Below are 24951 nucleotides of genomic sequence, written 5' to 3' on the forward strand. Positions count from 1 at the left end.
CCTAAACCTAAATGAAGCGTACGGCCTGGTCTGTACGCTTCTTTGTTTTTTATCCCTGCCGGAATTCGATCGTAACATCGTCGCTGTCGACGTAGGACGAGCAGGTGAGTATCCAGCCTTCGGCCCGGTCGCGGTCGGTAAGTACCTCGTTTACGCTCATATGCACTTTCCCGCTCGTACAGACAGCCGCGCACGACGAACATCGTCCGCCCTTGCAGCTGTACGGCAGTTGTATGCCCTCCGCGAGCGCGGCATCCAGTACCGTCGAATGTGCGGGTACGAGAAGCCCATACGCAGCGCCCCGGAAATGAAGCATAATGCGATGCGGGTTCGAAACGGGAGGAGGTGGAGGCGGGGAGGTGATCACGAAATTTTCTTTGCGGATCTGTGCGCCGGAAAAGCCCATGAAATGCAGCGTTATCTCCGTCGATCGCATGAGATCGAATGGCCCGCAAATGAAGAAGCGTGCGTTCTGCCGGCTGAAACGAATGGATTTCCCGATGAGTTGTTCCAAACGCGTATTATTAATGCGTCCCCGGATGCCGTTCCAATCGTCGGTTGGCTGACTGTGAATGTGGATGACATTGAGCCGCTCGGGAAAGCGTGCGTGCCATTCGGTAATGTGCTGCCAGAACAGGGTGTTGCGGACGTTCCTGCTGGCGTAAATCAGCGTGACATGGCTTTCCGTTTCCTGTGTAAGGGTTTGTTTTAGCAGGGAAAAAAGCGGTGTAATGCCGCTGCCCGCGCCGATCAGCACGATATCGCGTGCGCCGTTTTCTTCCTTTTCCAGCACAAACCTGCCCGATGGCGCCAGGGCTTTAAAAATATCACCGACTCGGACATGATCGATCCACAGGCGGGAGATTTCCCCGTTCGGTACTCTCTTGACGGTTATGGCAGGAAATGCATCTACGCCTGGTGCCGAGCTCATCGAGTAGGAGCGGCGTACTTCGTGGCCATGCATATCGATGAGGAAGGTGAGGAACTGGCCAGCCCGATAATTGAATTTACTGCCGTCGGTAGTTTCAAAAACGAAGGTCTTGGCGTCGTCCGTTTCCCGGATGATCTCGCGGAGCTTTAATGATATGGTGTCGTCTGCCATTTGCCTGACTCAGGGATTGGATAATAAGTTAAGTGCCGTTGGGCCGTTGCTGGTTCCACAGTGCCTCATATTCGGCCAGAAGTGCCCAGCAATGCGCCTCGCACGTCCAATGCATATGCACGAGCGGACTCGCCGACAGCCGGTAAAGCAGCGGGTTCTCGTACGCGGTAAGCAATCCTGCTATAAAAAAATGGAAGCCTTTAAAATCCTTTTCAGAGAAACTTTCGACTGGAACGCGCCCGGTTGGTTGGCCAAGCCGGATGAGAGAAGTCGCCAGCAAAACCTGGTCCATACGGTTTTGGGTGATTTTGAGGATTGTTTTGCAATCGTCGATCAATTGCTGGCGGATAGGCCGCAATGCGGGCGGATCAAAGGCCGCTATGAGCCTTGAAACATGGTAAATGATCAGTGGCGTTCGAGGGTACTGGTGTGCACAGCGGAATGGCGCCTCGATATACCGACTCGTTTCAATTACCGAACGGATATATTCAAGACTGGCTTCGTCGTGCACATTCAACGGCAGGTTATAATGTAAAATGCAATACAGCATATTGCTTAGCACGCTCACATCGAACTCGACATACATATTCTTGCCAAACCAGGTAGAATAGGCGGGCAGCAGCTTGTATTCAGGATAGGTGTTCCTGATCCAGAGCCTGGTACCATTGGCGTGTAGCGCCAGTTTTTCTTTTAACCAAAATAACTCCTCCTTCGAAGGATCGGTGGTGAGATAGGCAAATGCGGTGTCATCGATGTCGTCGGGAATGCGGAAATGTTCGAAACGATGAAACCAGCGACCGTTCGGGAAATGGCGCGAAGGCTTGGTTTTCCAGAAATTATAGGTTTTTAACCCATCCTTGTTTTGGAAGTCGGGGTAGTTGGCAGTTACCCGCTTATGGATCGCGTCGATCTGTGCCTGGCTTGCCGCATTGCAATATTTCCGGATAGATTGGAGAGTGAATGCGGTGATCGCCGAAAAGAACATTGTCGTGTCCGGCCGCCGGTAGCCGATCAGGGAATTGGACCTTTGTGCCGGAAACAGACCTTTTGGGAAAAGTGCATTACCGGTCGATTGTAATGTCTCAATGCGGTCTATAAACTTTTCCAACGGTGGCTTCATGCGCCGAAACTAACAAAACACATCAAAAAAAGAAACCCTGCCGGTTCGGGACAGGGTTTCCATGAATAAGTTCAGGCATTAAACGCCTTCTGCAACTACTTCTTTTACGTCGGGCACCATGCGGGTCAGCAGGTTTTCGATACCGGCCTTCAACGTCAATGTCGACGACGGGCAGCCGCTGCAAGAGCCTTGCAAAAGCACCTTCACGACGCCAGAGCCTTCATCGAACGAATGGAAGTTGATCGCACCACCGTCCGATTCAACGGCCGGACGTACATATTGGTCTAACGCAGCTTTGATTTTCTGAACCGTATCGGAATCCCGCGCATCGACGATCAGCGTATTGCTATCGATCGTCTTTTGCTCGAACACCGGGTGGTTTTCTTCGAAATAGATTTTGATGAATTGCTTCGTATCGCGCAAAACCTCTTCCCAGGCAATATCGTCGCCTTTGGTAATGGTAATGAAGTTGCTGGCGATGAATACGCGCTTCACATGTGGAAACTGGAACAGATCGGCGGCAAGCGGCGATGACTTGCCCTCTTCCAACGCTGCTTCCAGTGAAGGGTAGTCAAAAGAAAGCCCGTCGGGTACCAGCTCGAAATTCAGAACGAATTTCATCGAGTTGGGATTGGGGCTCAATTCGGTATATACAAAAATAGGTCGTGACAGCATTGGGACGGTCGATAATGATTGGGTAAAACAACTTTCCGGCTTAGAGAACACCGAATGCGGGCTTTTGGTTTGGCAGCGGGCGCATTAACCACTAAAAGACCCGTCAAACTGATGTCTGACGGGTCTTTTATCTTTCGCGAAAATGTGCTCGGCGTGTGGATTACGCTTCTGCAGTTGCTTCAACCGCGATCGGCTCGATGTGAACGTAAGATCTGTTTTCACGGGTCTTACGGAACACTACGTTACCATCAACCAATGCGAACAATGTGTGGTCGCGGCCGATGCCTACGTTCTTACCTGGGTTATGCTTGGTTCCACGCTGACGAACCAGGATGTTACCTGCTTTTGCCAACTGGCCACCGAATAATTTTACACCGAGACGTTTACTTTCCGATTCACGTCCGTTTTTCGAGCTACCTACACCTTTCTTATGTGCCATGATATCTTATACTTAAATTGTAATTTCCTGATTTGAACTGATTCCGGCTTCCGCCAGGTGAATTAGGCAACGATTTCGTCGATGCTGATTTTGGTCAGATACTGACGGTGACCGTTTTTCACACGATATCCTTTGCGACGTTTCTTTTTGAAAACGATCACTTTCTCACCTTTAAGGTGTTCAAGAACAGTTGCTTTTACAGAAGCACCTGCTACTGTCGGAAGACCTACCTGTACTGTGCCTCCGTTATCAACGAGAAGGACTTTGTCAAATACAAGTGCAGCGTTCACGTCACCTTCAAGCCTATGCGTGAAGATTTCGCGACCCTTTTCAACTTTAAATTGCTGACCTGCGATTTCTACGATTGCGTACATGTTAATAATTATATTAAACCTGGATTCAAAATTTGAGGTGCAAAGATAAAAAGAGAGTGGCAGAATCACAATGCATTAGGTGGAATATTCCTGTTTTTTTAATATCTCGCAACATGGCAAGGCCGCGTTCAGGGTAATGCGCAACCTGGTTGTCATGTAACGGGCCTGCGGCGCATTTGAACTATATCTGCCCGATGTGGTTAAAAATGCGCAAAAAGTTACCTTTATATGTTTCGGAGGAACTCCCGCGTTTAGACATTGAGCGTTTTGAAATGCCTTAACAAAGTTTAACACCTAGCGCTTTTACTTTTACCTGATATTCGGGTCGAAGAGACAGTAGATTTAGAAAACATGAAAATAAAAGTCAGTCGTTGGGGTTTGTTGGTACTGTTTTTCGCATTGATCGGCCGACCGACCGGTGCGGAGGGCATCGAGGAAGGCAAGCAGGGGCAGGGGGGATACCAGGTCGGCGATGCCGTATCGAACTTCCGTTTGAAAAATACCGATGGAAATATGGTTTCCCTTTCGGATTTCGCTGGCTCAAAAGGCGTGATCGTGGTGTTTACCAGCAATCATTGCCCGTTTGCAAAGGCTTACGAAGACCGGATCATCGCGTTGAATACTAAATTTGCAGGACAGGGCTACCCTGTGATTGCGATCAACCCTAGTGACCCCGGGACGCACCAGGACGATACTTTCGAAAAAATGAAGGAACGTTCTGCCGCCAAGCACTATGGTTATCCTTATCTTGTGGATGATACGCAGCAGGTAGCGCGGAAATTCGGGGCCGGTCGTACGCCGCAGGCATTTGTGCTGCAAAAAAACGGCGCACAATTTTCCGTACGGTACATGGGCATGATCGACGATAACCCGCAGGACGCCGCCGGTGTGACAAAACTGTACGTCGATGAGGCGGTGACCAATCTTGCGGGCGGTAAACCCGTGGTGACCACCGTCACGAAACCGGTAGGCTGCGCCATCAAGTGGAAAAATCAGTGATTTTTGAAGAAAATTACCCTATGATCAGAATTTTAATACTCCTCCTCGCTGTTGCATTCTTATTTCCGGTAGCCGCCCAGGCACAGACTAAAAGCAAGAAATTCTCCAATGAAGGGGAGTTTACGAACAACTGCGAAGGCCCGGCTGTCGACGAAGACGGGAATGTTTATGCCGTCAACTTCGCACGGGACGGTACGATTGCACAGATCAGCAAAAAAGGTAATGCCAGTTTTTTCGTGACCTTGCCCAAAGGCAGCACAGGTAACGGAATCCGGTTTGTCGACAAAAACACTTTCTACGTAGCCGATTTCACGGGCCATAATATCCTGAAAGTGGATATGATCACCAAGGATGTTTCCGTTTTCGCCAACGAGCCGAAGATGAACCAACCGAACGATCTGGCGGTAACTGCCTCCGGTCATATTTTCGCTTCCGATCCAAACTGGAAAGAAGGTACCGGGCAAATATGGCACATTACTCCCGAAGGAAAAGTAAACCTTGCCTTTGGGAACATGGGCACTACCAATGGTATCGACGTAAGTCCTGACGAAAAGAAGTTGTACGTCAACGAGAGCGTACAGCGCAATGTGTGGGCGTTCGATCTGGCGGCCGACGGGACATTATCCAACAGAAAATTGCTTCACCATTTTGAAGACGGCGGCATGGACGGCATGCGCTGCGACGTGCACGGTAATCTGTACATCGCACGTCACGGTAAAGGCGAGGTAGCCGTGCTTTCGCCCGAAGGAAAAGTAATTCATACCATTCAAACAATCGGAAAGAAGGTTTCGAACATCTGCTTCGGAGGCAAGAATGGTAAGACCTGCTATATTACTTTACAGGACCGCGGTTGTCTGGAAACTTTCAAAGCCAAAACCGTGGGCAGGGAATGGGCGATGATGAAAGCATTCGCGGCCAACAGTAAAAAGTAACCTTTCTTTGATTTAAATCCAGCCAGTATTCTTGGAGTTTTGATTTGTTTATTATTAACTTTGTATTTCAAAGTACTTTAAAAACAAACTTAAACAATGCTGAGAAACCTGGTCAATTATCTGGAGGGCAATTTGAAAGTAGCGCTCCTTGCATTTGTTTCTGCCGCTGCGATGGCATTATTGTCGGTCAGGATTGTCCTGGAAAACTGGAATTTTATTTTTCTGACCTGGAACCTGTTTCTCGCCTGGGTACCGTTGCTTTTCATTAAATGGGTTTGGGAAATGGAGAAGCGTCAGCCGGCGCCCTTTGGGATACTGATGATCTACCTTTCGGTATGGCTACTGTTTTTCCCCAATGCGCCTTACATCATCACCGACCTGAAACATCTGCGCTCCGTACCTGAAAATATGATCTGGTACGATGCATTAATGATCTTTACGTTTTCGCTGGCCGGGTTTATGACAGGCCTTTACAGCATCCGCATTGTACACCGCATCATAGCCCATCGCTGGAACGAACGTCTGGCATGGTTCGCGATCCTGAATTCTATGATCCTGAGCGGATTTGGGATATTCCTGGGCCGTTATGGGCGTTGGAACAGCTGGGACATCGTCACACAGCCGGGTGCGCTCGCACGGGGCATTTACCACAGCATGAGGGATCCCCTGGCGATCAAACACACCATTACGTTTTCGTTCGTGCTCATGTTGTTGTACTTTGCGTTCCACATTTTTGCCGAATTGAAACAACATGAACGGACCCATCGATATTCTTAAAGCCGTCCGAAGCTTCCGCTACGCAGGTGCGGGGATTTACAGCCTGTTCCGTTACGAAAACAATGCGCGCATTCACCTGATAGCCTGCGTAGTAGTCGCCATCGCAGGCATCTTTTTCAGCATATCAGCTACTGAATGGTGCATTATAGTGATCCAGATCGCGCTCGTATGGGCAGGGGAAGCATTCAATACCGCTATTGAAAAACTGGCGGACCTCGTCTCGGCCGATTATCATCCGGTCATTAAAGTAGTGAAGGATACCGCAGCCGCCGGCGTATTGCTGCTCGCCATATCAGCGGTGATCGTTGGAGGGATTGTTTTTATTCCCAAAATCCTGCTGCTTTTTTAGTGGGTATCCACCACACTTGACTATTTCTGACAATCACTGACTGATATTACATTTATCACGCTTATGAACCCGAATCAGGATTCTTTGCACACTTTGAACGAGATCCGCAGCCTGATGGAGCGGTCGTCCAAATTTCTTTCACTCAGCGGGTTGAGCGGGGTTTTTGCCGGAATTTTTGCACTTATCGGTGCCGGGGCAGCCTACATTCGCTTTAAAACCGACTGGCTGGCCGACATTCTGATCCCGCTTGGTACCTACAACGGCCATTCGCGTGCGGACGTGATCCAGTTTCTGCTGGTGGACGGTGTTTGCGTACTCGTGTCGTCACTTGCGGTAGGTATTATCCTTACCGTGCGGAGAGGACGCAAAAAGGGGCTTACCGTATGGAACGGCAGTTCAAAGCGATTGCTGATCGCGATGCTGATTCCCCTGATAACGGGCGGGATATTCGCGCTGGCGATGCTGCATTATGGTTTCATCTGGCTGGTCTTTCCCGTGACGCTGCTTTTTTACGGTCTGGCGCTGGTGAATGCAAGCCGGTTTACTTATCCGGAAGTGTTTTATATGGGTATTTCTGAAATCGGAATAGGCTGCGTCGCTTTATTTTTGACAGGCTACTCGCTGATATTCTGGGCAATAGGCTTTGGTCTTTTGCACATTATTTATGGCCTTACGATGTACAACCGTTACGAAAGAGAGAAACTTCCAGGCGAGCAGCTCCCAGGCGGGAAATCGGGTGTGGCAGTGGTGCTTTTATTGCTTGTTACGGGCTCGGTGTGTTCGGCGCAGGTGCGGGTGCCTTCGGACAGCATTGCTTCGAAAGCAAGAAAATGGTACGATAAGGAAACCATTTATTTGAGAAATGGGAATAGTTTTGTCAAAAACAATGTCGTTTACACCGGACAAAAGGCGTTGAAGAACGAATTTATGATTTCGCCGGCCGGCCTGGGCCTCTATCTGAAATCGAGAAGGACGCGAAGCATTGGCCTTGTCATTTCGTTGGCCGGATCGGCTGGTTCGGTGATATCGTTGCTTACGGGCAACCGCGATAATCTGAAGACCTTTTTCTGGGTGTCGGTAGGAACGGGCCTTGTGGGCTCGGGATTTACCATGGCAGCCAACAATCAACGCGACCAGGCTGTGTGGCTCCGCAACCGCGATGCTATGCTGTTTCTGGAAGCCAATCAATAACAGGGTGCGGGCGATCCGTCGCCCGGTGCCCGACGTCCTCGTAACAGGAGCCTGTAATGGAGTGGTTAGAAAAGTTTAATAAGGTATTTGAAAGCAAGATCAGGCTTGGGCTTATGTCCGTGCTCGTGGTAAACGATTCCCTTAGTTTTAATGAATTGAAAGAACTGTTGCAGCTCACCGACGGCAACCTCGCCTCGCATTTGAAAGCATTGGAAGAGATCAAGTACATCGAGTTCCAGAAGCAATTCAACGGCCGCAAGCCGCTCACGACCTATAAAGCTACCGAGGACGGGCATAAGGCCTTTACCGAGCATTTACAGGTGTTGGAGAATATGATCAAGCAGAATTTGTGATAGGAGAGAAAAGGGAGTAGGGAGGAAGGAAAAAGGAAAGGGGTGCTACGTTTCGGAAGCACCCCTTTCTTTTTATTATCGATCTGCTTTTAGAACTTCACAGGAACCGAGAAGCCTACTTTATCCCATTGGAAATCCAGGGAGGTGTCTTTTACCTGGAAAGTCAGTTTTTCTTCAGATGCAGGATAGCTCTTATTTGGAACCTTCACCTCTAGCACGTTTTTAGCTTTGTGCTTTTCGTATTCGTAAGCACCCCATTGGCCCAACTGGCTGTTCAGGATTAAAGTCCATTCTTTTTCGTCGGGAATGGCTACCAATGTGTAGGTTCCCGCTTTTACAGCCTTGCCGCCGAACGTCCCGTCTTTCTTGAAAGTGATTTCAGTAGCCTGGTCGGCTCCGATGCGCCATGGCTTGCCGTACGGTTCAAGGCTGCCGCTTCCGGGTTTTCCAAACAGGACACGGCCTTTTTTGGATGGCTGGCCGTAGGTAATGCTCATATTTTTACCGTCGGTGGTAACATGCGGGCTTGCAGGCTTTTTTTCTTGCGCGGATGCCCAGGTGAATGCGATCAACGTGAGGAAAAGCGATAACAATGTGGTTTTCATAAAGCGTGTAATTTTGGTAATGGATTGGTGGTTTAAGAAATACAAAGCAGCAAGTAAGGCATTCGAAAGTTGCGAATCAAGCGGGTTGTGCCCAAAAACAGCGGAATAGCTACGCTGTTAACAGAGATTAACATTTGCAGCGCCTGAACGGTGTTTTTTGTGATTTCAGTTTATATTTGAATAATGACTTCTGAAACAAACCCATCCGTTAGAACCCGTTTTTTCGATACTAAAATCGAATTCCTGAAAGGCGTGGGCCCACAAAAAGCCGCACTGCTGAACCAGGAGCTGAATATTTTCACTTTCGGCGATCTTATCCAGCATTATCCTTTCCGACACGAAGACCGTAGCGTTTTCCACAGAATCAGCGAGCTGAACGAACAAATGTCCGCCGCGCAGGTGAAGGGGCGTTTGCGCGAGTTTGCCGTAATCGGCGAGGGGAATAAGAAAAGGCTCGTCGGGCAGTTTCAGGATGGAACTGGCTATTTGGAACTCGTGTGGTTCCAGAGCATTTCCTGGTATGAAAAGTGGCTGAAACGCGGCGGGGAGTATATTGTTTATGGAAACCCCGTGCTCTTCGGCGGAAAATGGAGCATTACCCATCCGGAGATAGAGGTGCTGACGCAGGAAAACGCGACGGCCGGCTATTGGCAACCCATTTACCCTCTCACTGAAAAGCTGCGAAAGAAGTTCCTCGACAGCAAGGCGATTAGTAAGATGGTGCGAAGTCTGCTCGAAATCTCGCATACACACATACGGGAGACACTGCCTGAGCCGCTTACCCAGAAATACCGCCTGATTTCCAAAGCGCAGGCCCTGTGGCATTTCCACCTACCCCAGGATGCCAGGACCCTGCACCAGGCGCAACGACGTTTGAAATTTGAGGAGCTGTTCTATAACCAGTTCAGGCTGATCAAGAACAAGCTGCTGCACAAAATAGAATATCCGGGACTGATATTTGATAAAACATTACTCGTAAAGGAGTTTTACGAGCAGCATTTGCCTTTCAAACTCACGGGCGCGCAGATTCGCGTGCTGCATGAGATCCACGAAGACCTCAAAACCGGCAAGCAAATGAACCGCTTGCTGCAAGGTGATGTAGGTTCGGGAAAGACGATCGTAGCGTTTATCACCATGCTTTTTGCATTGGATAACGATGCACAGGCCTGCCTCATGGCGCCCACCGAAATTCTGACCGACCAGCATTACCAGGGCCTCAAGAAGTTCGCGGACCTGCTGGGGGTCAATATTGCCAAACTGACGGGTTCCACAAAAAAGAAGGAACGCGAGATCATTCACCGCGACTTGCTGAATGGCACTTTACATATCATCGTAGGTACGCATGCGTTGATAGAAGATGCTGTGCAGTTCAAAAATCTTGGACTTTGTATTATCGACGAACAGCACCGTTTCGGGGTAGCACAACGTGCGAAACTTTGGGCTAAAAACAAGCATATCAACCCGCATATGCTCGTGATGACGGCTACGCCCATTCCACGTACGCTAGCGATGACATTGTACGGTGATCTCGACATTTCGGCTATTAACGAACTGCCAGCCGGCCGGAAGCCCATTAAAACCGTGCATCGGTTCGACAAGCACCGGTTGTCGGTATTCGGGTTCCTGAAAGAGGAAATAGCGAAGGGACGGCAGGTTTACATGGTGTATCCGCTGATCGAGGAGTCGGAGAAAATGGATTTGAAGGACCTGATGGACGGCTATGAAAGTGTTGCTCGGGCTTTCCCCGGTGTTCCTCTCAGCATTGTCCATGGCAAAATGCGCTCTCAGGACAAGGATTTCGAAATGGGCCGTTTTGTGCGCGGCGAAACGAAAATCATGGTTGCAACGACGGTAATCGAAGTGGGCGTGAATGTCCCGAATGCATCGGTGATGGTGATCGAGAATGCGGAGCGTTTCGGTCTGTCACAGTTGCACCAGCTGCGCGGCAGGGTAGGGCGTGGCGCAGAGCAGTCGTACTGTATTTTAATGACTGATTATAAGCTTAGCAAAGACACCAAGCTGCGGATCGAAACGATGTGTACTACCAACGACGGTTTTGAAATAGCGGAAGTGGATTTGCAACTCCGCGGTCCGGGCGATATTTCGGGAACGCAGCAGAGCGGATTGGTAGATCTGCTGGTGGCCAACCTAGCCCAGGACGGTGAGATATTGAAGGCTGCGCGTGCCTCTGCGGAAGAAATTCTCACCGCTGATCCCGATCTGCTCCAGCCGGTTCACCACCCTATTCGCAGTCATCTCGCAAACCTGCGTAAGGAAGAAACCAACTGGAGCCGGATCAGCTGATCAAGGTTTTATTTCACGGATCTCGTTTGCGAATTCATAGGTCTGCGGGCGTGTCACGTGTAATGCGGCACCCAGAGAGGTCGCGTACGGTAAGTCTGACACGTAAACTTTGTGGTTTGGATAATGCCGCGCCAGGAGCTTGGTGAATATTTCGTTGCGGGCGAATCCGCCATCTACATAAATAGCATGCACGTCGTTGACATTCACCAGGTTCAGGGAGACGAACAGCAGCTCTGTCAGCCCTTTTATTAAATGATGGTATGCAGCCTCTGCCGATGCGAATGCGCTGATCTGCCACTCCTGCGTATTTGGTTCAGGGAATGGGCCGTTGCCGGTCATGCAGGCGGTGTAGAATTTAGGAGTATCCTGTTTCAGGATTTCGTCATCAAACACTACTTTTTTATAAAAATCAGGCGCTACGTGGAAGTATTCGGCAATGCGTGCCACCTGGTAATCGTGCTCGCGGCCCATGAAAAGACGTGACGCAGTGACGCCGCTGCCTTCGGGCGTGAGATAATTCATACAGTCGCGTTCAAGCTGATAGGAGGTCAGCGGTTTCGAAGCGAATGAGTTGAAGTTGATACACCACGTACCGGTCGAAAGCAGCACAAATGGCTTTTTGACAGCCATCCTGTAAGGTATCAATGCCGACGAACTGTCGTGCAGCCCGAAGCCCGATTGGATACCTTTGTCGCCATGGCGGTAAATGAACGACGAAGACGCCAGTACCGGCGCCAGCTTTTTATGAATGCCTTCCTGTTTTACCCATTCGTGGTAGTCCCACATTTCGAAGCTCCACAATGCGGTATGGCAGCCCAGCGAAGTGTAATCGCTCACTTTGCGACCGGTAAGGAGATACAGGATGTATTGCGGCAAATGTAAGGTTGTAGCAATCTGGCTGTAAATTTCCGGTCTGGTATGTTTAAGCCAGTACAGTTGCATACCCGAGTTGAGCATCCCCATGGCCGGTGAGCCGGTTTGCAGCGAAATGCGGGTAGGATCGCCGTAGGTGCTGTAAAATTGCCTTAAAAGATCTTCCGGGAACGGTTTAAGGTACGAATACAGCGGGGTAAGCGGCCGGTTTGCGGCATCCAGGTGCACCAGGCTCGCACCATAGCCAGCCACATTCACGGCTTTGATGTCGAATTCCGGGTTGGCCAGCAATTCGGCCCAGCGGTCCTGCACCCATTTGGTCAACAATTCACAATCTTCGGTAGGGAAGCCGTCTTCGTCAACTGTTTCTGGGAGGGATTCTGAAAACTCATGAACGATATCATACTTTTCGTTGAAAAGTACATACTTCTTATTGGTCCTGCCAATATCAAAAACCGCTGTTACTTTCATTACTGGAATATCACTTTTTTACCCGGAAATGTATTTTTTCGGTCAATATAGTGACTTTACGTTAAAACCAATACCCTTATTTATTCTTTTAAAATCTTTGTAAAAAACCACAAAGCGCAGGATACTTTCAGACTGATTTTTCCAGTATCGGGCGGAACACTTTTGTCCACCTTTTGTAACCTTCCTCGTTCATATGCAGGCTGTCACTCACGAAGATGGCGCCATCCGGGCGGCCGTTTTTGAGCATCACCGGCCACACGTCGATGTAATGGTGGTTCTTATCTTTTTGAATATAATCCTGGATCAGTTTGTTGGCCCTGATCACATCCTCGCGCTTCGCCCACCGCGACGGTGAAGGTTTCAGCGACACGCCGTAAAGCTGCACGTCCGGCAGCTTCTCGCGAAGCTTTTTTACAAGCGTCACATACGCATCGCGCACCTGCTCGGGCGACTTCGGTTTTTTCCCAAACATATCGTTCTCACAATAGATCACGACGGTCTTCGGTTTGTATTTGGTAATCGTGCGATCAGAATAATGGATCACTTCCGGCAGCGTAGAGCCTCCGAAGCCGCGGTTGATAATGGGTAGCGGGGCGAGATCTTTGTCGGCATTCACCCATTTGGTAAATGAAGAACTGCCTGTGAAAACTATTCCGCCAGGAGCAGGCATGTGCTCCGCGTCTCTTTTCTCAAATTCTTTAATAGCATTTTCCGAACGGGTGACCTCGTAGTCAGGCTCCCAAGGGTCGGCAAGGTTGGTTGTTTGTGGTTTATGGCACGCGCTGAATGCAGCGATGAGGACAATGAGAAGGTGTTTTTTCATTATAAATAAAAGTGGATATGGCTCTATAAGCCATATCCACTGGGATTTTAATGTGTTTTGGAATGATTAATCCTTAAAAAAGTAGCGCAAGCCAAGACCGACAGATGGGACGGTGATAGTGGGGGATAACTTGTAGTCGAAAGTATTGTTTCGCGTAGTCTCTGTGGTGCTCTTGGTTTTTGCGAACGAGGCAGTGGTCGAAATCAGATTGCCAAAGCCAAGCGAAGCGGTAAGCCACCAACTTTCATTCAATGCGTAGTAAGCTCCTGCCGAAACACCGAATTGTAACGAAAAATTGTTGCTCCGTTGCTCAGAATCCGCATTCGGAGAACCATAGGATTTTCCGTAATCGTATAGTGCGTTAATATTCGGGCCTCCGAAAATGCCGAGCTTGTCATTGAAGTGTTTGTAGTACTGCCAGAAATAACCCGTACCAACACCAAATCCGGTGAGTCCGCTATTGATATCCGTTTTACCATTGTTGTAAATGATACTCTTACCACCGCCCAGCGAGGAGCTTAGGTTCCAGCCACTGGCCCTGTTTGCCGTACGGAATTTTCCAAAACCTGCGTAGAAATTATAGCCGTAGCCGTTCGTCGACGGGAATTCTGAGGGGTTCTGATTAGAAAAATTAATCCCCGCTGTGGCAGAAACAAATCGTTTTCCTTCGTATTGAGCAAAAGTGGCGTTGATCGAAATTGCGACAAGAAGCCACGTAAGAAGTAATATCTTTTTCATAGCTGATTTAGTTTGATGTGGTAAGATACCATGAAGCTCTTATGCTGAAATACTGCTGGATGTTTGATGTGAACCCGGCGTTAAACCCGAAAGAGTTGATACTATTGAGGTTAGAGTAGTTGAGGTTCAGCGACAGTACATTTGCGTCTGCTTCGAGCGCAAAACGCGGGGTTATGCGGTAAACGATGCCCGGCAAAATGTAGGCTCCGGCTCCGAAACCGTCATTGTGCTCCTTTTCCGTATCGGTCCCCTTCGTGGCGCCCCTCAGGTACGAGAGATTTAAACCCGGCTGCAAAAAGATCGCCCATTTTGGACCGAGGGATTTGTACCGGCGGATAAAGGGCGAAAGCGTCAAGCTCATGAAGTTGTTATGAATGTCGTAATCGTTTCCCCAGCCGTCCTGACTTTGCTTGTTAAAACTGAAAAATGGGGTGAAGCGCAGCCCAAACATGGTGTTGTCCTTGTAGAACTTCCCGAACTGGATAGAGGGGCTGAGACTCTGGTTCCCCAGTTTTGCCTCAGTGCCGGTGTTTGATTTGTAAACCTGGGTGTTACCGGAAAAGCTGATGGTAGCGCCCCAGTGCCTTGTTCCTTTATCAAACTGCGCTTCCGCGTTCCCTGCCAGCAGCATCATCCCCGGCAGTAACAATAGAAAAAGTTTTTTCATGGTCCATTGAATTAGTTGTAGCACCAATTTACAAACCATAATGTAACCGCCTAATTATTTAAATTTATTTAACAAAAAAAGAAGCAGCCAATGCGCCTGGCTGCCTCTAAGAATTACCGATACCAAATTTAACCTAACAGTCTTTGGGCTGTAAGCTTTAAGCCTTAGGCTATAAGCTGAACCCTTTAAAATGTCGTAACTATTACAGCTTACGGCCTATTGCTTAGAGCTTAAAGCCCCCTAAAATACCCCCTGCCAGTTGCCCTGACGGTAGTATTGTAGTAATCTTTGTTGCATGAGATAATCATACTTAGTCTGAATGGCAATGCCTTGTGCCTGTGCCAGTTTCGCTTTGGAAAGCGTGTATTCAAAAATACTGGACACACCCGCATTGAACTTGCTTTCGACCACCGCGAATGCGGCTCCCAGCGATTCTACCTGTCCTTCGGCCGCAGCATGTTTATCAGCCATGGCATTCAGGTTCAGTACGGCGGTTTCGATCGCCTGACGGAGTTGCTGATTGGTAATGTCCAGCGTATTTTGGGCCTGGCGCTCCTGCACTTTGGCCAGCTCCACACGCGGCCGGGTTACCCAGCGGCCCATGATCGGGATGTTCAAGCCCAGGTTGATGTAGCCGTTTCGCGTCGCATTCAATTGTTTGAAATAATCCAGGTTATCGTTCGTCGAGGCATAGAATGCCCGTACATTGGTACTGAGGTTCAGCGAGGGGAAATTAAGCGCCTTGATCGACTTAACGAGGTACTTGTAGCTTTGGCGGTTCAGCTCGGCGCTACGGATCTCGGGGAACGATTTGGAGGCATTTTCATAAAGCTCCAGCGCATTGGCCGCAGCGGGTGCTACATTCTCCTTAGGCAGCAAAGGTTCGAATTCTACATTGTCGTCGGGTGTGACATTCATTCTCTGAAACAATGCCAAACGAGCCGTTCGATAATTGCTAAGCGCAGTCACTTGCAGGTATTTGTCGTTCGCAAGCTGGGCCTTTATCTCAGCCAGGAGGTTGTTCCCGGCAGTTCCTGCGTCTACCTGTTTTTGCACTTTATCGACCTGCTGTTGCGATGACGCTACCTGCTGGTCGGCAGCTTCCAGCAATGCCTTCGTTGCCAGTACATTCACATAGCCCTGCATGAGCAGGATGGTCTGTGCATTCAATACGGCAGTCCGGTTCTCTATGGCCGATTCTTTGAGCAATGTCCCCTGGCGCGTTTGATTTTGTAGTTTTCCGCCCTGAAACACGGGCATTTGAAAACCGGTACTGATCGAATTGTAGCTGTAAAGCTGATCAATGTAGGCATTGGTATATTGGTCAATGCTCCGGCCAAGGTTAAGGCTCTGGTCAGCCGTAATGTAAATCTGCGGGAAAATCTGTGACTTTGTCTGCCGCAACTGCGCCTGTGCCGCTTCCGCCTGCAACGATCCTTGCTGGTAAAGCAGGTTGTTTTTTGCCAGCAGGTCTACGCAATCGGCGAGGCTCAGCTTGGTTTGCGCCTGCCCGAGTAACGGCAGGAGGCAGAAAAGTAAAATAAAACGTTTCATGGCTAATAGATTGAGTTAGGTCACGCCAGCCATCCGTCCTTCAACCGTACGATCCGGTTGCCGTAACCCGCATTCAATTCCGAGTGGGTTACCTGAACGATGGTGACTTTGTCTTCCTGGTTAAGTTTCTGAAATAATTCCATGATCTCGATCGCCTGCTCTGAATGCAGATTTCCTGTCGGTTCGTCGGCGAAGATCACTTTTGGATTGTGCACGATCGCGCGGGCTACACCTACAAGCTGCTGCTGGCCGCCCGAAAGCTGGTGCGGGAACAAATCTTTTTTTGCGACCATATTGAAGCGATCGAGCAATTCGGCTACGCGGCTCTTGCGCTCGGACGACGACGTGCCCTTGTACAAAAGCGGCGTCTCGATGTTTTCATAAACCGTCAGTTCGTCGATGAGGTGGTAGGCCTGGAACACAAAACCGATGTGGTGGCGGTGCAATTCAGTACGTTTCTTTTCGGATAATTTCTGGACCGGTTCATCGAGGAACAGGTACTCACCCTCGGACGGTTCTTCCAGCAAACCAAGTATGTGTAACAGCGTGGATTTACCGGAGCCCGAAGGCCCCATAATCGATATAAATTCACCTTCTTTAATATTCAAATCAATGTGGCGCAACACGTATGTTTTGCCAAAACCTGCCGGGTAATATTTGGATATCTTTTCTAACTGGATCATAAAAATTTGAAGTTTGAGATTTGGTATGTAATTACGGACAACCTGTTTTAAAAACAAATGCTTACATCCGCCTCTCTTATGCCAGTCCTATTTTAAAAAGCCTTGCCAAAAGACTAATTGGCTGATTGTCATATGTTTTTGAATTGATGCGGACGCGCATACGTCCGATACCGTACAAAATGTGTACGCAATCGGACGCATGCAGGATACTGCGCCAACCGGAGAAAAAGGTGGTTATTCGGACCGTAAAACCGTTACCGGATCGACTGCGGCAGCCCGTAATGCCTGTGCGAACACGGTAACCAACGCCAGCACCAGCGCCACGGCTCCGGAGCAGGCATATATCCACCAGGGCAAGCCGGCATGGTAGGCGAACTGATCGAGCCAGGAATGCATCAGGTAATGCCCGGCCATGGAGGCGATCACGATCGCAGTGACGATGATCTTGATGAAATTTTGGGAAAAGCCAAGGGCAATGTCGTAGCCCGTAGCACCTAGTACGACCCTTATGCTCGTTTCGCGCCTGCGTTGCGCGATGGCAAGGTGTGCGAGCCCGAAAAGCCCCAGGCTGCAAATAAGGGCTGCGACGATTGTTGCGATCGTGATGATCTGCTGCCAGCGTAGCTCCGTTGCATAGGCGCGGGCGTTTGCGTCGTGCAGGAATGTGTATTCAAAAACGGCGTCGGGCAGTATCTTTTTGAAGGTCTTTTCAAGCTTCTCAATGGCATAATACTCCCTGTTCTGAATAATCTTGATCCATAATTCTCCGCCACCATAGCGCGTGCTCATCGGCATGATCATCGGCCCGATGCGTTCTTTGAGGGAATTGAAATGGAAGTCGCCCACTACGCCGAGGATGGTCAGGCCTTGCTTGCCGAAATAGTCGTCAGGCATGAATGTCTGACCGATCGGATCGGTAATGCCCGCCTTTTTGACAAAGGCTTCATTCACCAATACCCCTGAGGTTTCGTCGGATGTAAACGCAGGGGAGAAGTTACGGCCTTGGAGCAACTTCATTTCCAGCATCGGGAGATAATCCGCGTCGACCGTACGCACACTTGCGAGCATTTTTTGCCCCTTCACCACTACATCACGGTTCCCAAATTCGCCCGCAAGCGAAATTGCCCGGAACGCAGGATCACCCGCCAGTTCGCTTCGAAAACGGTTATGGATCTGACGTGCATCGCGCACGCCCTGAATAGCTATTTTAACGATCTGATCGGGATTATAACCGAGATTTTTGGAGCGTATAAAATGCATTTGCCTGTAAAATACGACACTCGCAATGCCCAGCAGGATCGCCATCGCAAACTGGAAGACCATCAGGATGTTACCGGTGCGATGTCGGCCACCAAGCCTGATTTTCGAATAAAGTGTTTCCACCGGGCTCAACCTCGAAACCAGCCAGGCCGGGTACAGCGCGGCGCAGACGATATTGACCAGGAACACCCCGGCCATCGAAGCGAGCAAACCGGGACTCCAGAGTGCGGTAAGCCGTATCGCCTTTTGCGACAAATGATTAAAAGACGGCATGAACAAAATGACCAGTAACAGGGCCATAACCATCGACACGGCGATTAGTAGCGAAGATTCCCCCAGGAACTGTATGATAATCGCCCATCGGCCGCTGCCGGTCGCCTTCCGGATGCCTACCTCTTTCGCGCGCTTCATCGAGGAGGCAATATGAATGTTGATAAAATTGATACTCGCCATCAGCAAAATAAACCCTGCCATGCCGACGAAAATATAGGCGTAAATTGGACGGCTCGTGTTCACAATGCCCGATTCGCCGTTCTGGTTGGGTATTTCCCGACCGTTCAGGTGAATGTCGGTCATTTTTTGTAATCCATAGGTAATGGCGGAAGTTTCCGGATGGTCTTTGCGCTGGGTTTGTGATAAGGTGCCTGCAATGCGGTTGAATTTCCGGACCACCTGACCTGGCAGGGCGTCGGGGCGCAGCACGACGAATGTTCCCAGGTAGGCGTTCAACCAGCTTGCATCGTCGAACGATACCTTCATGAACTCGAAAGGAAACAGGATGTCGAACTGAACCGAAGAGTTGGCAGGCAGATCTTCGGCTACACCGCTAATGACGAGTGGTTTCCCGAGTCGCATTGCGGAAGGATCGGCGTCCATTTGCAGCAGCTCGCCGGTCACATCGGTGCGGTTGAAGAGTTTGAGGGCCGTTCGTCTGGTAATGACTACCGAATTGACGTTTTGCAATGCAGTACGCCTGTCGCCATGCAGCAGCGGGAATGTGAACACGTCAAAAAACGAAGCGTCCACAAAGAGTAGTTGTAATTTGAAGGCATTATGTTCGTGCCGCACATCGCCGTAAATGTCCCCGCCCATGACGCGCGCATAATGCGAGATCTCAGGCATACGTGCCTGAAAAGCAGGCCCTTGTACCTGCCCTGTGCCACCGGTAACGATCACCTCGCCGTGCTCGCGATAGGTGCTGGTGATGCGGTACAGATTCGGGCTATTGCGGTGAAAGTGATCGAAGGAGCTTTCATCGCTGATATAAAGGGCGGCGAAAAGCATACCCGCAGTACCGACAGCCAGGCCGATGACGTTGATCACCGCATACAGCCGTCCCTGCCAGAGCTGACGCGCTGCAATTTTAAGAAAGGTTTTGAACATGGATTTTATCAGAGATGAACCTCCATTTTGTAGCCTACACCGTGAATAGCAGTGATTTTGACTTGTGGATCAGCGGCCAGCATTTTGCGGAGGCGTGAAACAAATACATCGACGCTCCGGCCGACTATTACGCCTTCATCTTCCCAAACCGATTTCAGGATGGCATCCCTTTCCAAAACCTGGTTGATGTTTCTGGCGAACAAGGCCAGCAATTTGGCCTCACGGAACGTCAGGGTTTGGGTAGTTTGGCTCGTGCAAAGCGTTTGGTTGGCGGTATCCAGCCACGAATTACCGAATACAATCCGCGAATGCAGAGCAGAGACTTCAGGCGAGTCATTTTCCGGTTTTCTTTTGTGTCGCGACCGGTTCCAGGCAATAAAACCAAGCCCCGCCAATGTACCGCCGGCCGAAATCAGTAACCAGGCATTGCCGGAAGTTTTGGGTTTTGGAGCTTCGGGTGAGAAGCGGATTTGCAGCATATAGCATCCCTCATCGCGCGAGCGGCCCATGCAAGGGACGCCCCCAGGCTGTTTCAGGTCGAAGAACTGGTAACCCAGCTTTACTTCGCTGGTCTTACAGTCCAATACGGTGACGCTATACGGCCGGTCGATATGGTAAGAGTCGAAGGATTGTTGTAAGATTTCAGGCAGCTTGTCGTAGTCGAACATCCGCTCCATTTGTACCGAAAAAGTGTTGGCATCCGACTGCTTTACCGGCGGGATCGCCGATAGCGAATCACCATTGGCACGGAGCAGGAGGTGAACAGTGCGCCTGAGGGACAGATTGACATTTTCAGAGAAGCGAACTGCATCGCTATTAGCCACAGCCATGCCCGACAGCCCGGCGCATAAGGCGGTCAACATAAATCCCCTGCAAATCCCCTTCAAATAACCCATCATACCGGCTGGAACCAATTACCAAATTTAATGAATTTCAGCATTTGTCCTTTTTCGGATTTAAAACATAAAACCATTGGAATTGCGGAACAATCTGCGAGTTTTTAATGGTAATTACTTTCTGAGCGGCTTTATCGGCAGAACCCACGGGATCGACCACCAACTGATCGCCGACCTGTGCGAATTTCAGTATTTCGGCGACCTCGTAATACATCACCGCGTGGTTGTGCGCATAGGCCTCCGCGTCCACGATCTTGCCGTTACGTTTCAGATAAATCAGGAATGGAACGGGTATTTGCTTATCCGAAACCGGGTCAGCCTTCACCAGGGACAGCACACCGCGGGTAACATAGGCGAATTGTTCGGTGGTAACTACTTTCCCGTTTACGAGTAATGGATTGTTATCAGCCGGATCGGATGATTTCGGTAATGCAACCGACGCTTGCAACGAGCATAGCAGGATCATTGCAGGGATGATTCTAATGGCTTTGATATTCATACAGGACTTGTTTTTAGGTGAATGCAGTAGGAAGCGCTCAAAAGTACCGAGGCGAGGCAGCTGTACAAACAAAAGCCTGTAAAACATTGTAAACGAAATGTAAAACATTGGATTTGGAATTTTAACAGCCTTTTATAGCATTCCGTGGGTAAAACACATTAATTTTCAGTTAAAGCAGAACATTCTTTCCGGTCGCTGATGTTGCTTTTTTATCACACCAAAACACGGATTTGAAAACAGTAGCCTCCAACGACCCGTACGCAGCACTCCGCTATTCTGACTTTCGGTTCTTTGTATCCAATTCTTTCCTTTTCTCTGCCACAATCCGCGTTCAGGAAGTGATCGTGGGATATGAATTGTATAAAACAACGCACGATCCGCTCGCATTAGGACTGGTAGGGCTGGCGGAGGCAATCCCGTTCATTTTTACATCGCTGTTTGGAGGCTATGTGGCCGATCAGAAAAACAAAATCACGATCATGCATATTAGCCTGGTGGTGATTTTGCTGGGTTCGGGCATTCTCTACACAGCTTTTCAGCCGGGTGTCTACGGTAGGCTTGCGGAATGGCAGCACCTGGCGGTCATCTATTCAGTTTTTGGCTTGATAGGCTTTGCGAAAGGCTTTTATTCGCCGGCGGCAAGCTCGCTGAAACCCTTTCTGGTGCCGCGGACGATCTATCACAACTCATCTACGTGGAGCAGTTCTTTTTCGCAGGCGGGTGCCATTGTCGGGCCGGCCGCGGCGGGTTTTCTCTACGCCTATCTGGGGCTTACTGACACGTTGCTGATCGTTATAATCAACTTTCTGATCTGCTGGGTTTTGCTGGGTATGGTTAAAACCCGCCCCGAGTTTCCGAAAATTGTGACGCCGATTGTGGAGAGCCTCAAAGAGGGTTTTAAATTCGTTTTTAGAACGCGCATTGTGCTGTATGCCATGACCTTAGATCTGTTCTCGGTGCTTTTCGGCGGTGTAATCGCATTGCTGCCTATTTTTGCGGAGGACATCCTGAAAGTCGGCCCGGAAGGACTTGGGTTACTGCGCGCGGCTCCTTCCATAGGTTCGATGCTAACGATGTTTGCGATGGCCTATTTTCCCCCGACACACAACGCCTGGCGCAATATGCTCGTTGCTGTGGCCGGGTTCGGCGTCTTCACGCTGGTTTTTGCTGCCTCTACCAGCTTTATGCTTTCCTGCGCGGCCCTGTTTGCAACCGGCGTGTTTGATAGTGTGAGCGTTATCATACGCCAGACAATCCTTCAAATTTACCCGCCCGATGAAATGCGCGGCCGCGTGGCTGCCGTCAACGGAATATTCGTCAGCTCCTCCAACGAACTCGGCGCCTTCGAGTCAGGCGTGATGGCCAGGGCATTCGGCACCGTTCCCTCCGTTATGATGGGAGGCGTATTGACGCTCATCGTCGTCACCTGGGTCTATTTGCGCTCGAAGGATTTGTTTTCGGTGAAGTTGAGTTAATCATTCTTCAAGCTCTTCACCGGGTCCGTGATCGCGGCCTTATACGTTTGCGCGCCTACCAGTGCGGTGATGGTCATTCCAAATATCACGGCAATGCCTGCAAATACCTCCCAGCTAATTTCGATACGGTAGGCATAGTTTTTCAGCCATTGATTGCCCAGCAGGATGGCTAATGGAAATGCGACCAGGATCGCCGCGCCCAGGATTGCCAGAAACTCTTTCAGGAACAACATTACGACGTGCAGGCTGGTTGCTCCCAACACCTTACGAATTCCTACTTCGCGTGTTCGACGGGCTACATTAAGCGAAACCATACCCAGAATGCCCAAAAGCACGATGACCACGGAAAGGACCGTGGCGACGCTGGATGCTTTTTTTAGCTGAATTTCAGACTGATATAACTTTTGCAGGGATTCACCCACGAATACGTATTCAAACGGGGCATCGGGCATCAGCACCCGCCATTTTTCCTGGATGGCCGCCATAGAGCGGCCAATGTTGCCCGGGTTGAGACGGATGCTCAGGTAACGGTAGAAATTGGTGCCGCGGACATCAGCGAATACCAACGGCTTGATGGCCTGGTGCATGGATCCGAAGTGGAAATCTTGTGCTACACCCACGATAGTTAAAGGATTTGGATAGGAATGTACGCGCACTTGTTGGCCCAGGGCCTCCTGCGCGCTTGCGTACCCGAGCGATCTGACTGCCGTTTCGTTCATGACGATACGGTCGGGCTGGTAGGCGGTGTTCGGCCGTTGGAGAAATTCGCCCGTTATGAGTTTGACATCATACGTTTGCGCATATGCGACATCCGTTCGCAGTAAGGTGGCCGAAACGGCCTTTGTGGAATCCTGGCCGGGCTTGTAGAAGCTACTATTGCCCCCGTTCCCATTCGGAATCTCGTAGGAAAGGCTGATGTTTTTAATCTCTTTGAGTCTCGCCAGGCCGTCGCGGACCTGTTCCATTTTAGCCAGCCCGCCGGGCGTCCAATCGCGGGGAACGCCCAGGGTGACCAATGATTCTTTGTTATACCCCAGATTTTTATTAAAAAAATAATCGACTTGTCGCGCCACAATGCCGGCGCCGGCAAATACAAACAATGCAATGACAAATTGTGCAGCGATGAGCGAGCGCCGGAACAGAACGCTGTCCCTAACCGACTTCAGTTTGCCCTTCATTGACTCCACGGAGGGAATCCGCGAAAGTACCAGCGCGGGGTACAAGCCAGCCAGTAATCCGACGAGCACGGCAATCAATACCGGTACAATCAGCGCATAGGGCATCAGCGACCAGAGGGATGCCACTTCTTTGCCCAGAATATCGCTGAAAACAGGTCGTAACAGCTCGTACATTCCCAGGGAAAGTACCATCGCCAACAATGCCAGCAGGATGGATTCCGCCAGAAACTGCCCGATAAGCTGCCGTTTCAGGCTGCCAAGCACTTTCCGGACGCCGATTTCCTTCAAACGGGAGGATGAACTGCCAATTGAGATATTCACAAAATTGACAATCGCCATCAGCAAAATAAAGAAGGTGATGCCTGAAAGGGTCAGGATCATCTTGTTGACAATGCCATTGTTCGCTTCGCGGTAATATTCGTTGAGCGGGGTAAGGTAGACTTTGAGGTTAGCTTTGACGGCTTCCGGCGCGTGCGTTGCGAGCTCCTGTGCAATGGGCCTGGCGAGATCAGCTGGGGTAACGCCGTCTTTCAGTTCGATGTAGGTAACCATTATCGCAAAGTTCCAGTTGTCTTCCGAGCCTTTACGGCCTTCCAGGCTGCTGAAAGGAAAGAAAATCTCGGCTTCGCTGCTAAGCAAATGGGTGACCGAATTGAATGGAGGATTCTTCATCACTGCGGTGATTTGGTACTCCTGCTTGCCGCCCAGGAAATTATGCAGGGTAAGCGATTCACCCACGACATCCGCCCGGCCGAAATATTTCATGGCCTTATTTTCGGTAATAACGATCGAATTGGGCGTATTCAATGCCGTTTTTGCGTGCCCGTGCAGCAGCGGGAAGCCGTACATGGCAAGGAGGGTAGAATCGCTCGTCTGCACATCTTCCCTGAAATGCTTGTCGCCCCGCGATACGGCTACCGTAATGGCGTCGTAGCGATAGTAGTTGGCGACCAGATTGGGGTAATCTGTTTTCAGCGCTTTTCCCAGCGGCCCGAGGGTGGTAAGGTCCATTCCCATATCAGGGTCGGTCCACTGGCTTCGGACGATGTACTGGTTACGTGCATTAGCCAAATTGCGGTTGACCTGCCATTCGCCCCGGAGGTAGCTTATCATTAAAAAGGTAAACGTCATCCCGACGGTGAGCCCGAGAATGCTAACCAGCGAATAAAACCGGCGTTTCAAAAGGTTCCGCCAGGCGATTTTGAAGTAGTTTTTCAGCATGTTTCAAAAC

At 49.9% G+C, this 24951-nt stretch carries 24 protein-coding genes; 8 read left to right on the top strand and 16 right to left on the bottom strand.

Features of this window, described 5'->3' with window-relative positions; translation table 11 throughout:
• Nucleotides 1-49: 49 nt before the first annotated feature.
• The 5 genes from AAHB90_RS20055 to rplU form a co-directional block, all read right to left on the bottom strand.
• Complete coding sequence (locus AAHB90_RS20055; protein ID WP_342086982.1) at nucleotides 50-1102, bottom strand: ferredoxin--NADP reductase; 1053 nt, start codon at nucleotides 1100-1102, stop codon at nucleotides 50-52.
• 28 nt (nucleotides 1103-1130) lie between these two features.
• Entirely contained in the window at nucleotides 1131-2222 is a 1092-nt protein-coding gene (locus AAHB90_RS20060) for a hypothetical protein (RefSeq protein WP_342086983.1), read from the bottom strand.
• A gap of 78 nt (nucleotides 2223-2300) precedes the next feature.
• On the bottom strand, nucleotides 2301-2897 hold the full coding sequence (locus AAHB90_RS20065; RefSeq protein ID WP_106596132.1) for a NifU family protein: 597 nt from the start codon (nucleotides 2895-2897) through the stop codon (nucleotides 2301-2303).
• A gap of 160 nt (nucleotides 2898-3057) precedes the next feature.
• The gene (gene rpmA / locus AAHB90_RS20070) at nucleotides 3058-3336 is read right to left on the bottom strand and encodes a 50S ribosomal protein L27 (protein WP_342086984.1); all 279 of its coding nucleotides are present in this window, start codon (nucleotides 3334-3336) and stop codon (nucleotides 3058-3060) included.
• Nucleotides 3337-3398: 62 nt separating this feature from the next.
• Nucleotides 3399-3710, bottom strand: a complete 312-nt coding sequence (gene rplU, locus AAHB90_RS20075) for a 50S ribosomal protein L21 (protein WP_015814326.1) — start codon at nucleotides 3708-3710, stop codon at nucleotides 3399-3401.
• Nucleotides 3711-4061: 351 nt separating this feature from the next.
• Between rplU and AAHB90_RS20080 the strand changes: the two genes are divergently transcribed.
• From AAHB90_RS20080 to AAHB90_RS20105, 6 genes are all read left to right on the top strand, one after another.
• On the top strand, nucleotides 4062-4709 hold the full coding sequence (locus AAHB90_RS20080; protein WP_342086985.1) for a thioredoxin family protein: 648 nt from the start codon (nucleotides 4062-4064) through the stop codon (nucleotides 4707-4709).
• 20 nt (nucleotides 4710-4729) lie between these two features.
• Nucleotides 4730-5641, top strand: a complete 912-nt coding sequence (locus AAHB90_RS20085) for an SMP-30/gluconolactonase/LRE family protein (RefSeq protein ID WP_342086986.1) — start codon at nucleotides 4730-4732, stop codon at nucleotides 5639-5641.
• A 96-nt stretch (nucleotides 5642-5737) separates the two neighbouring features.
• On the top strand, nucleotides 5738-6418 hold the full coding sequence (locus tag AAHB90_RS20090; protein WP_342086987.1) for a DUF1361 domain-containing protein: 681 nt from the start codon (nucleotides 5738-5740) through the stop codon (nucleotides 6416-6418).
• Nucleotides 6393-6767 carry a diacylglycerol kinase family protein gene (locus AAHB90_RS20095; protein ID WP_342086988.1) on the top strand — a complete coding sequence of 125 codons (375 nt, stop codon included), beginning with the start codon at nucleotides 6393-6395 and terminating at the stop codon, nucleotides 6765-6767. The genes AAHB90_RS20090 and AAHB90_RS20095 overlap by 26 nt, the downstream gene beginning before the upstream one ends.
• Nucleotides 6768-6830: 63 nt before the next feature.
• A complete protein-coding gene (locus AAHB90_RS20100; RefSeq protein WP_342086989.1) occupies nucleotides 6831-7958 on the top strand; it encodes a hypothetical protein in 1128 nt (375 codons plus the stop codon).
• A 56-nt stretch (nucleotides 7959-8014) separates the two neighbouring features.
• Entirely contained in the window at nucleotides 8015-8311 is a 297-nt protein-coding gene (locus AAHB90_RS20105; protein ID WP_015814332.1) for a winged helix-turn-helix domain-containing protein, read from the top strand.
• Nucleotides 8312-8400: 89 nt separating this feature from the next.
• On the opposite strand, the gene AAHB90_RS20110 is transcribed toward AAHB90_RS20105, so the two are convergent.
• Nucleotides 8401-8916, bottom strand: a complete 516-nt coding sequence (locus tag AAHB90_RS20110; RefSeq protein WP_342086990.1) for a DUF2911 domain-containing protein — start codon at nucleotides 8914-8916, stop codon at nucleotides 8401-8403.
• Nucleotides 8917-9099: 183 nt separating this feature from the next.
• On the opposite strand from AAHB90_RS20110, the gene recG reads away from it, so the two are divergent.
• Complete coding sequence (gene recG, locus AAHB90_RS20115) at nucleotides 9100-11220, top strand: ATP-dependent DNA helicase RecG (protein WP_342086991.1); 2121 nt, start codon at nucleotides 9100-9102, stop codon at nucleotides 11218-11220.
• On the opposite strand, the gene AAHB90_RS20120 is transcribed toward recG, so the two are convergent.
• The 9 genes from AAHB90_RS20120 to AAHB90_RS20160 all read right to left on the bottom strand — a co-directional run bounded on the left by AAHB90_RS20120 (nucleotide 11221) and on the right by AAHB90_RS20160 (nucleotide 21067).
• On the bottom strand, nucleotides 11221-12564 hold the full coding sequence (locus AAHB90_RS20120; protein ID WP_342086992.1) for an FGGY-family carbohydrate kinase: 1344 nt from the start codon (nucleotides 12562-12564) through the stop codon (nucleotides 11221-11223).
• A 127-nt stretch (nucleotides 12565-12691) separates the two neighbouring features.
• Nucleotides 12692-13387 carry a GDSL-type esterase/lipase family protein gene (locus AAHB90_RS20125; protein WP_342086993.1) on the bottom strand — a complete coding sequence of 232 codons (696 nt, stop codon included), beginning with the start codon at nucleotides 13385-13387 and terminating at the stop codon, nucleotides 12692-12694.
• Between the two features lie 66 nt (nucleotides 13388-13453).
• Nucleotides 13454-14125, bottom strand: coding sequence for a hypothetical protein (locus tag AAHB90_RS20130; protein WP_342086994.1), 672 nt, complete (start codon nucleotides 14123-14125; stop codon nucleotides 13454-13456).
• A 7-nt stretch (nucleotides 14126-14132) separates the two neighbouring features.
• Nucleotides 14133-14792: a hypothetical protein gene (locus AAHB90_RS20135; protein WP_342086995.1), complete on the bottom strand. Its 660-nt coding sequence runs from the start codon at nucleotides 14790-14792 to the stop codon at nucleotides 14133-14135.
• 240 nt (nucleotides 14793-15032) lie between these two features.
• A complete protein-coding gene (locus AAHB90_RS20140) occupies nucleotides 15033-16346 on the bottom strand; it encodes a TolC family protein (protein ID WP_342086996.1) in 1314 nt (437 codons plus the stop codon).
• Nucleotides 16347-16366: 20 nt separating this feature from the next.
• Entirely contained in the window at nucleotides 16367-17029 is a 663-nt protein-coding gene (locus AAHB90_RS20145; RefSeq protein WP_090151138.1) for an ABC transporter ATP-binding protein, read from the bottom strand.
• 234 nt (nucleotides 17030-17263) lie between these two features.
• Nucleotides 17264-19672 (bottom strand): ABC transporter permease, encoded by a 2409-nt coding sequence (locus AAHB90_RS20150; RefSeq protein ID WP_342086997.1) that lies wholly within the window; start codon nucleotides 19670-19672, stop codon nucleotides 17264-17266.
• Between the two features lie 8 nt (nucleotides 19673-19680).
• Complete coding sequence (locus AAHB90_RS20155) at nucleotides 19681-20535, bottom strand: winged helix-turn-helix domain-containing protein (RefSeq protein ID WP_342086998.1); 855 nt, start codon at nucleotides 20533-20535, stop codon at nucleotides 19681-19683.
• 70 nt (nucleotides 20536-20605) lie between these two features.
• The gene (locus AAHB90_RS20160) at nucleotides 20606-21067 is read right to left on the bottom strand and encodes a hypothetical protein (RefSeq protein WP_342086999.1); all 462 of its coding nucleotides are present in this window, start codon (nucleotides 21065-21067) and stop codon (nucleotides 20606-20608) included.
• 230 nt (nucleotides 21068-21297) lie between these two features.
• Here AAHB90_RS20160 and AAHB90_RS20165 point away from each other — a divergent pair, with 230 nt between their 5' ends.
• Entirely contained in the window at nucleotides 21298-22542 is a 1245-nt protein-coding gene (locus AAHB90_RS20165; RefSeq protein WP_342087000.1) for an MFS transporter, read from the top strand.
• On the opposite strand, the gene AAHB90_RS20170 is transcribed toward AAHB90_RS20165, so the two are convergent.
• The gene (locus tag AAHB90_RS20170) at nucleotides 22539-24941 is read right to left on the bottom strand and encodes an ABC transporter permease (protein ID WP_342087001.1); all 2403 of its coding nucleotides are present in this window, start codon (nucleotides 24939-24941) and stop codon (nucleotides 22539-22541) included. The two genes, AAHB90_RS20165 and AAHB90_RS20170, sit on opposite strands and share 4 nt — an antisense overlap.
• Nucleotides 24942-24951 lie beyond the last annotated feature (10 nt).

Origin of the sequence: Dyadobacter sp. OTU695 (genome assembly GCF_038440355.1) — a bacterium.
Taxonomy (GTDB): domain Bacteria; phylum Bacteroidota; class Bacteroidia; order Cytophagales; family Spirosomataceae; genus Dyadobacter.

Excerpts from the sequence above, each read along its gene's own strand:
- AAHB90_RS20055 (WP_342086982.1), bottom strand. The coding sequence starts at position 1,102 with ATGGCAGACGACACCATATCATTAAAGCTCCGCGAGATCATCCGGGAA.
- AAHB90_RS20060 (WP_342086983.1), bottom strand. The coding sequence starts at position 2,222 with ATGAAGCCACCGTTGGAAAAGTTTATAGACCGCATTGAGACATTACAA.
- AAHB90_RS20065 (WP_106596132.1), bottom strand. The coding sequence starts at position 2,897 with ATGCTGTCACGACCTATTTTTGTATATACCGAATTGAGCCCCAATCCC.
- rpmA (WP_342086984.1), bottom strand. The coding sequence starts at position 3,336 with ATGGCACATAAGAAAGGTGTAGGTAGCTCGAAAAACGGACGTGAATCG.
- rplU (WP_015814326.1), bottom strand. The coding sequence starts at position 3,710 with ATGTACGCAATCGTAGAAATCGCAGGTCAGCAATTTAAAGTTGAAAAG.
- AAHB90_RS20080 (WP_342086985.1), top strand. The coding sequence starts at position 4,062 with ATGAAAATAAAAGTCAGTCGTTGGGGTTTGTTGGTACTGTTTTTCGCA.
- AAHB90_RS20085 (WP_342086986.1), top strand. The coding sequence starts at position 4,730 with ATGATCAGAATTTTAATACTCCTCCTCGCTGTTGCATTCTTATTTCCG.
- AAHB90_RS20090 (WP_342086987.1), top strand. The coding sequence starts at position 5,738 with ATGCTGAGAAACCTGGTCAATTATCTGGAGGGCAATTTGAAAGTAGCG.
- AAHB90_RS20095 (WP_342086988.1), top strand. The coding sequence starts at position 6,393 with ATGAACGGACCCATCGATATTCTTAAAGCCGTCCGAAGCTTCCGCTAC.
- AAHB90_RS20100 (WP_342086989.1), top strand. The coding sequence starts at position 6,831 with ATGAACCCGAATCAGGATTCTTTGCACACTTTGAACGAGATCCGCAGC.
- AAHB90_RS20105 (WP_015814332.1), top strand. The coding sequence starts at position 8,015 with ATGGAGTGGTTAGAAAAGTTTAATAAGGTATTTGAAAGCAAGATCAGG.
- AAHB90_RS20110 (WP_342086990.1), bottom strand. The coding sequence starts at position 8,916 with ATGAAAACCACATTGTTATCGCTTTTCCTCACGTTGATCGCATTCACC.
- recG (WP_342086991.1), top strand. The coding sequence starts at position 9,100 with ATGACTTCTGAAACAAACCCATCCGTTAGAACCCGTTTTTTCGATACT.
- AAHB90_RS20120 (WP_342086992.1), bottom strand. The coding sequence starts at position 12,564 with ATGAAAGTAACAGCGGTTTTTGATATTGGCAGGACCAATAAGAAGTAT.
- AAHB90_RS20125 (WP_342086993.1), bottom strand. The coding sequence starts at position 13,387 with ATGAAAAAACACCTTCTCATTGTCCTCATCGCTGCATTCAGCGCGTGC.
- AAHB90_RS20130 (WP_342086994.1), bottom strand. The coding sequence starts at position 14,125 with ATGAAAAAGATATTACTTCTTACGTGGCTTCTTGTCGCAATTTCGATC.
- AAHB90_RS20135 (WP_342086995.1), bottom strand. The coding sequence starts at position 14,792 with ATGAAAAAACTTTTTCTATTGTTACTGCCGGGGATGATGCTGCTGGCA.
- AAHB90_RS20140 (WP_342086996.1), bottom strand. The coding sequence starts at position 16,346 with ATGAAACGTTTTATTTTACTTTTCTGCCTCCTGCCGTTACTCGGGCAG.
- AAHB90_RS20145 (WP_090151138.1), bottom strand. The coding sequence starts at position 17,029 with ATGATCCAGTTAGAAAAGATATCCAAATATTACCCGGCAGGTTTTGGC.
- AAHB90_RS20150 (WP_342086997.1), bottom strand. The coding sequence starts at position 19,672 with ATGTTCAAAACCTTTCTTAAAATTGCAGCGCGTCAGCTCTGGCAGGGA.
- AAHB90_RS20155 (WP_342086998.1), bottom strand. The coding sequence starts at position 20,535 with ATGTTGACCGCCTTATGCGCCGGGCTGTCGGGCATGGCTGTGGCTAAT.
- AAHB90_RS20160 (WP_342086999.1), bottom strand. The coding sequence starts at position 21,067 with ATGAATATCAAAGCCATTAGAATCATCCCTGCAATGATCCTGCTATGC.
- AAHB90_RS20170 (WP_342087001.1), bottom strand. The coding sequence starts at position 24,941 with ATGCTGAAAAACTACTTCAAAATCGCCTGGCGGAACCTTTTGAAACGC.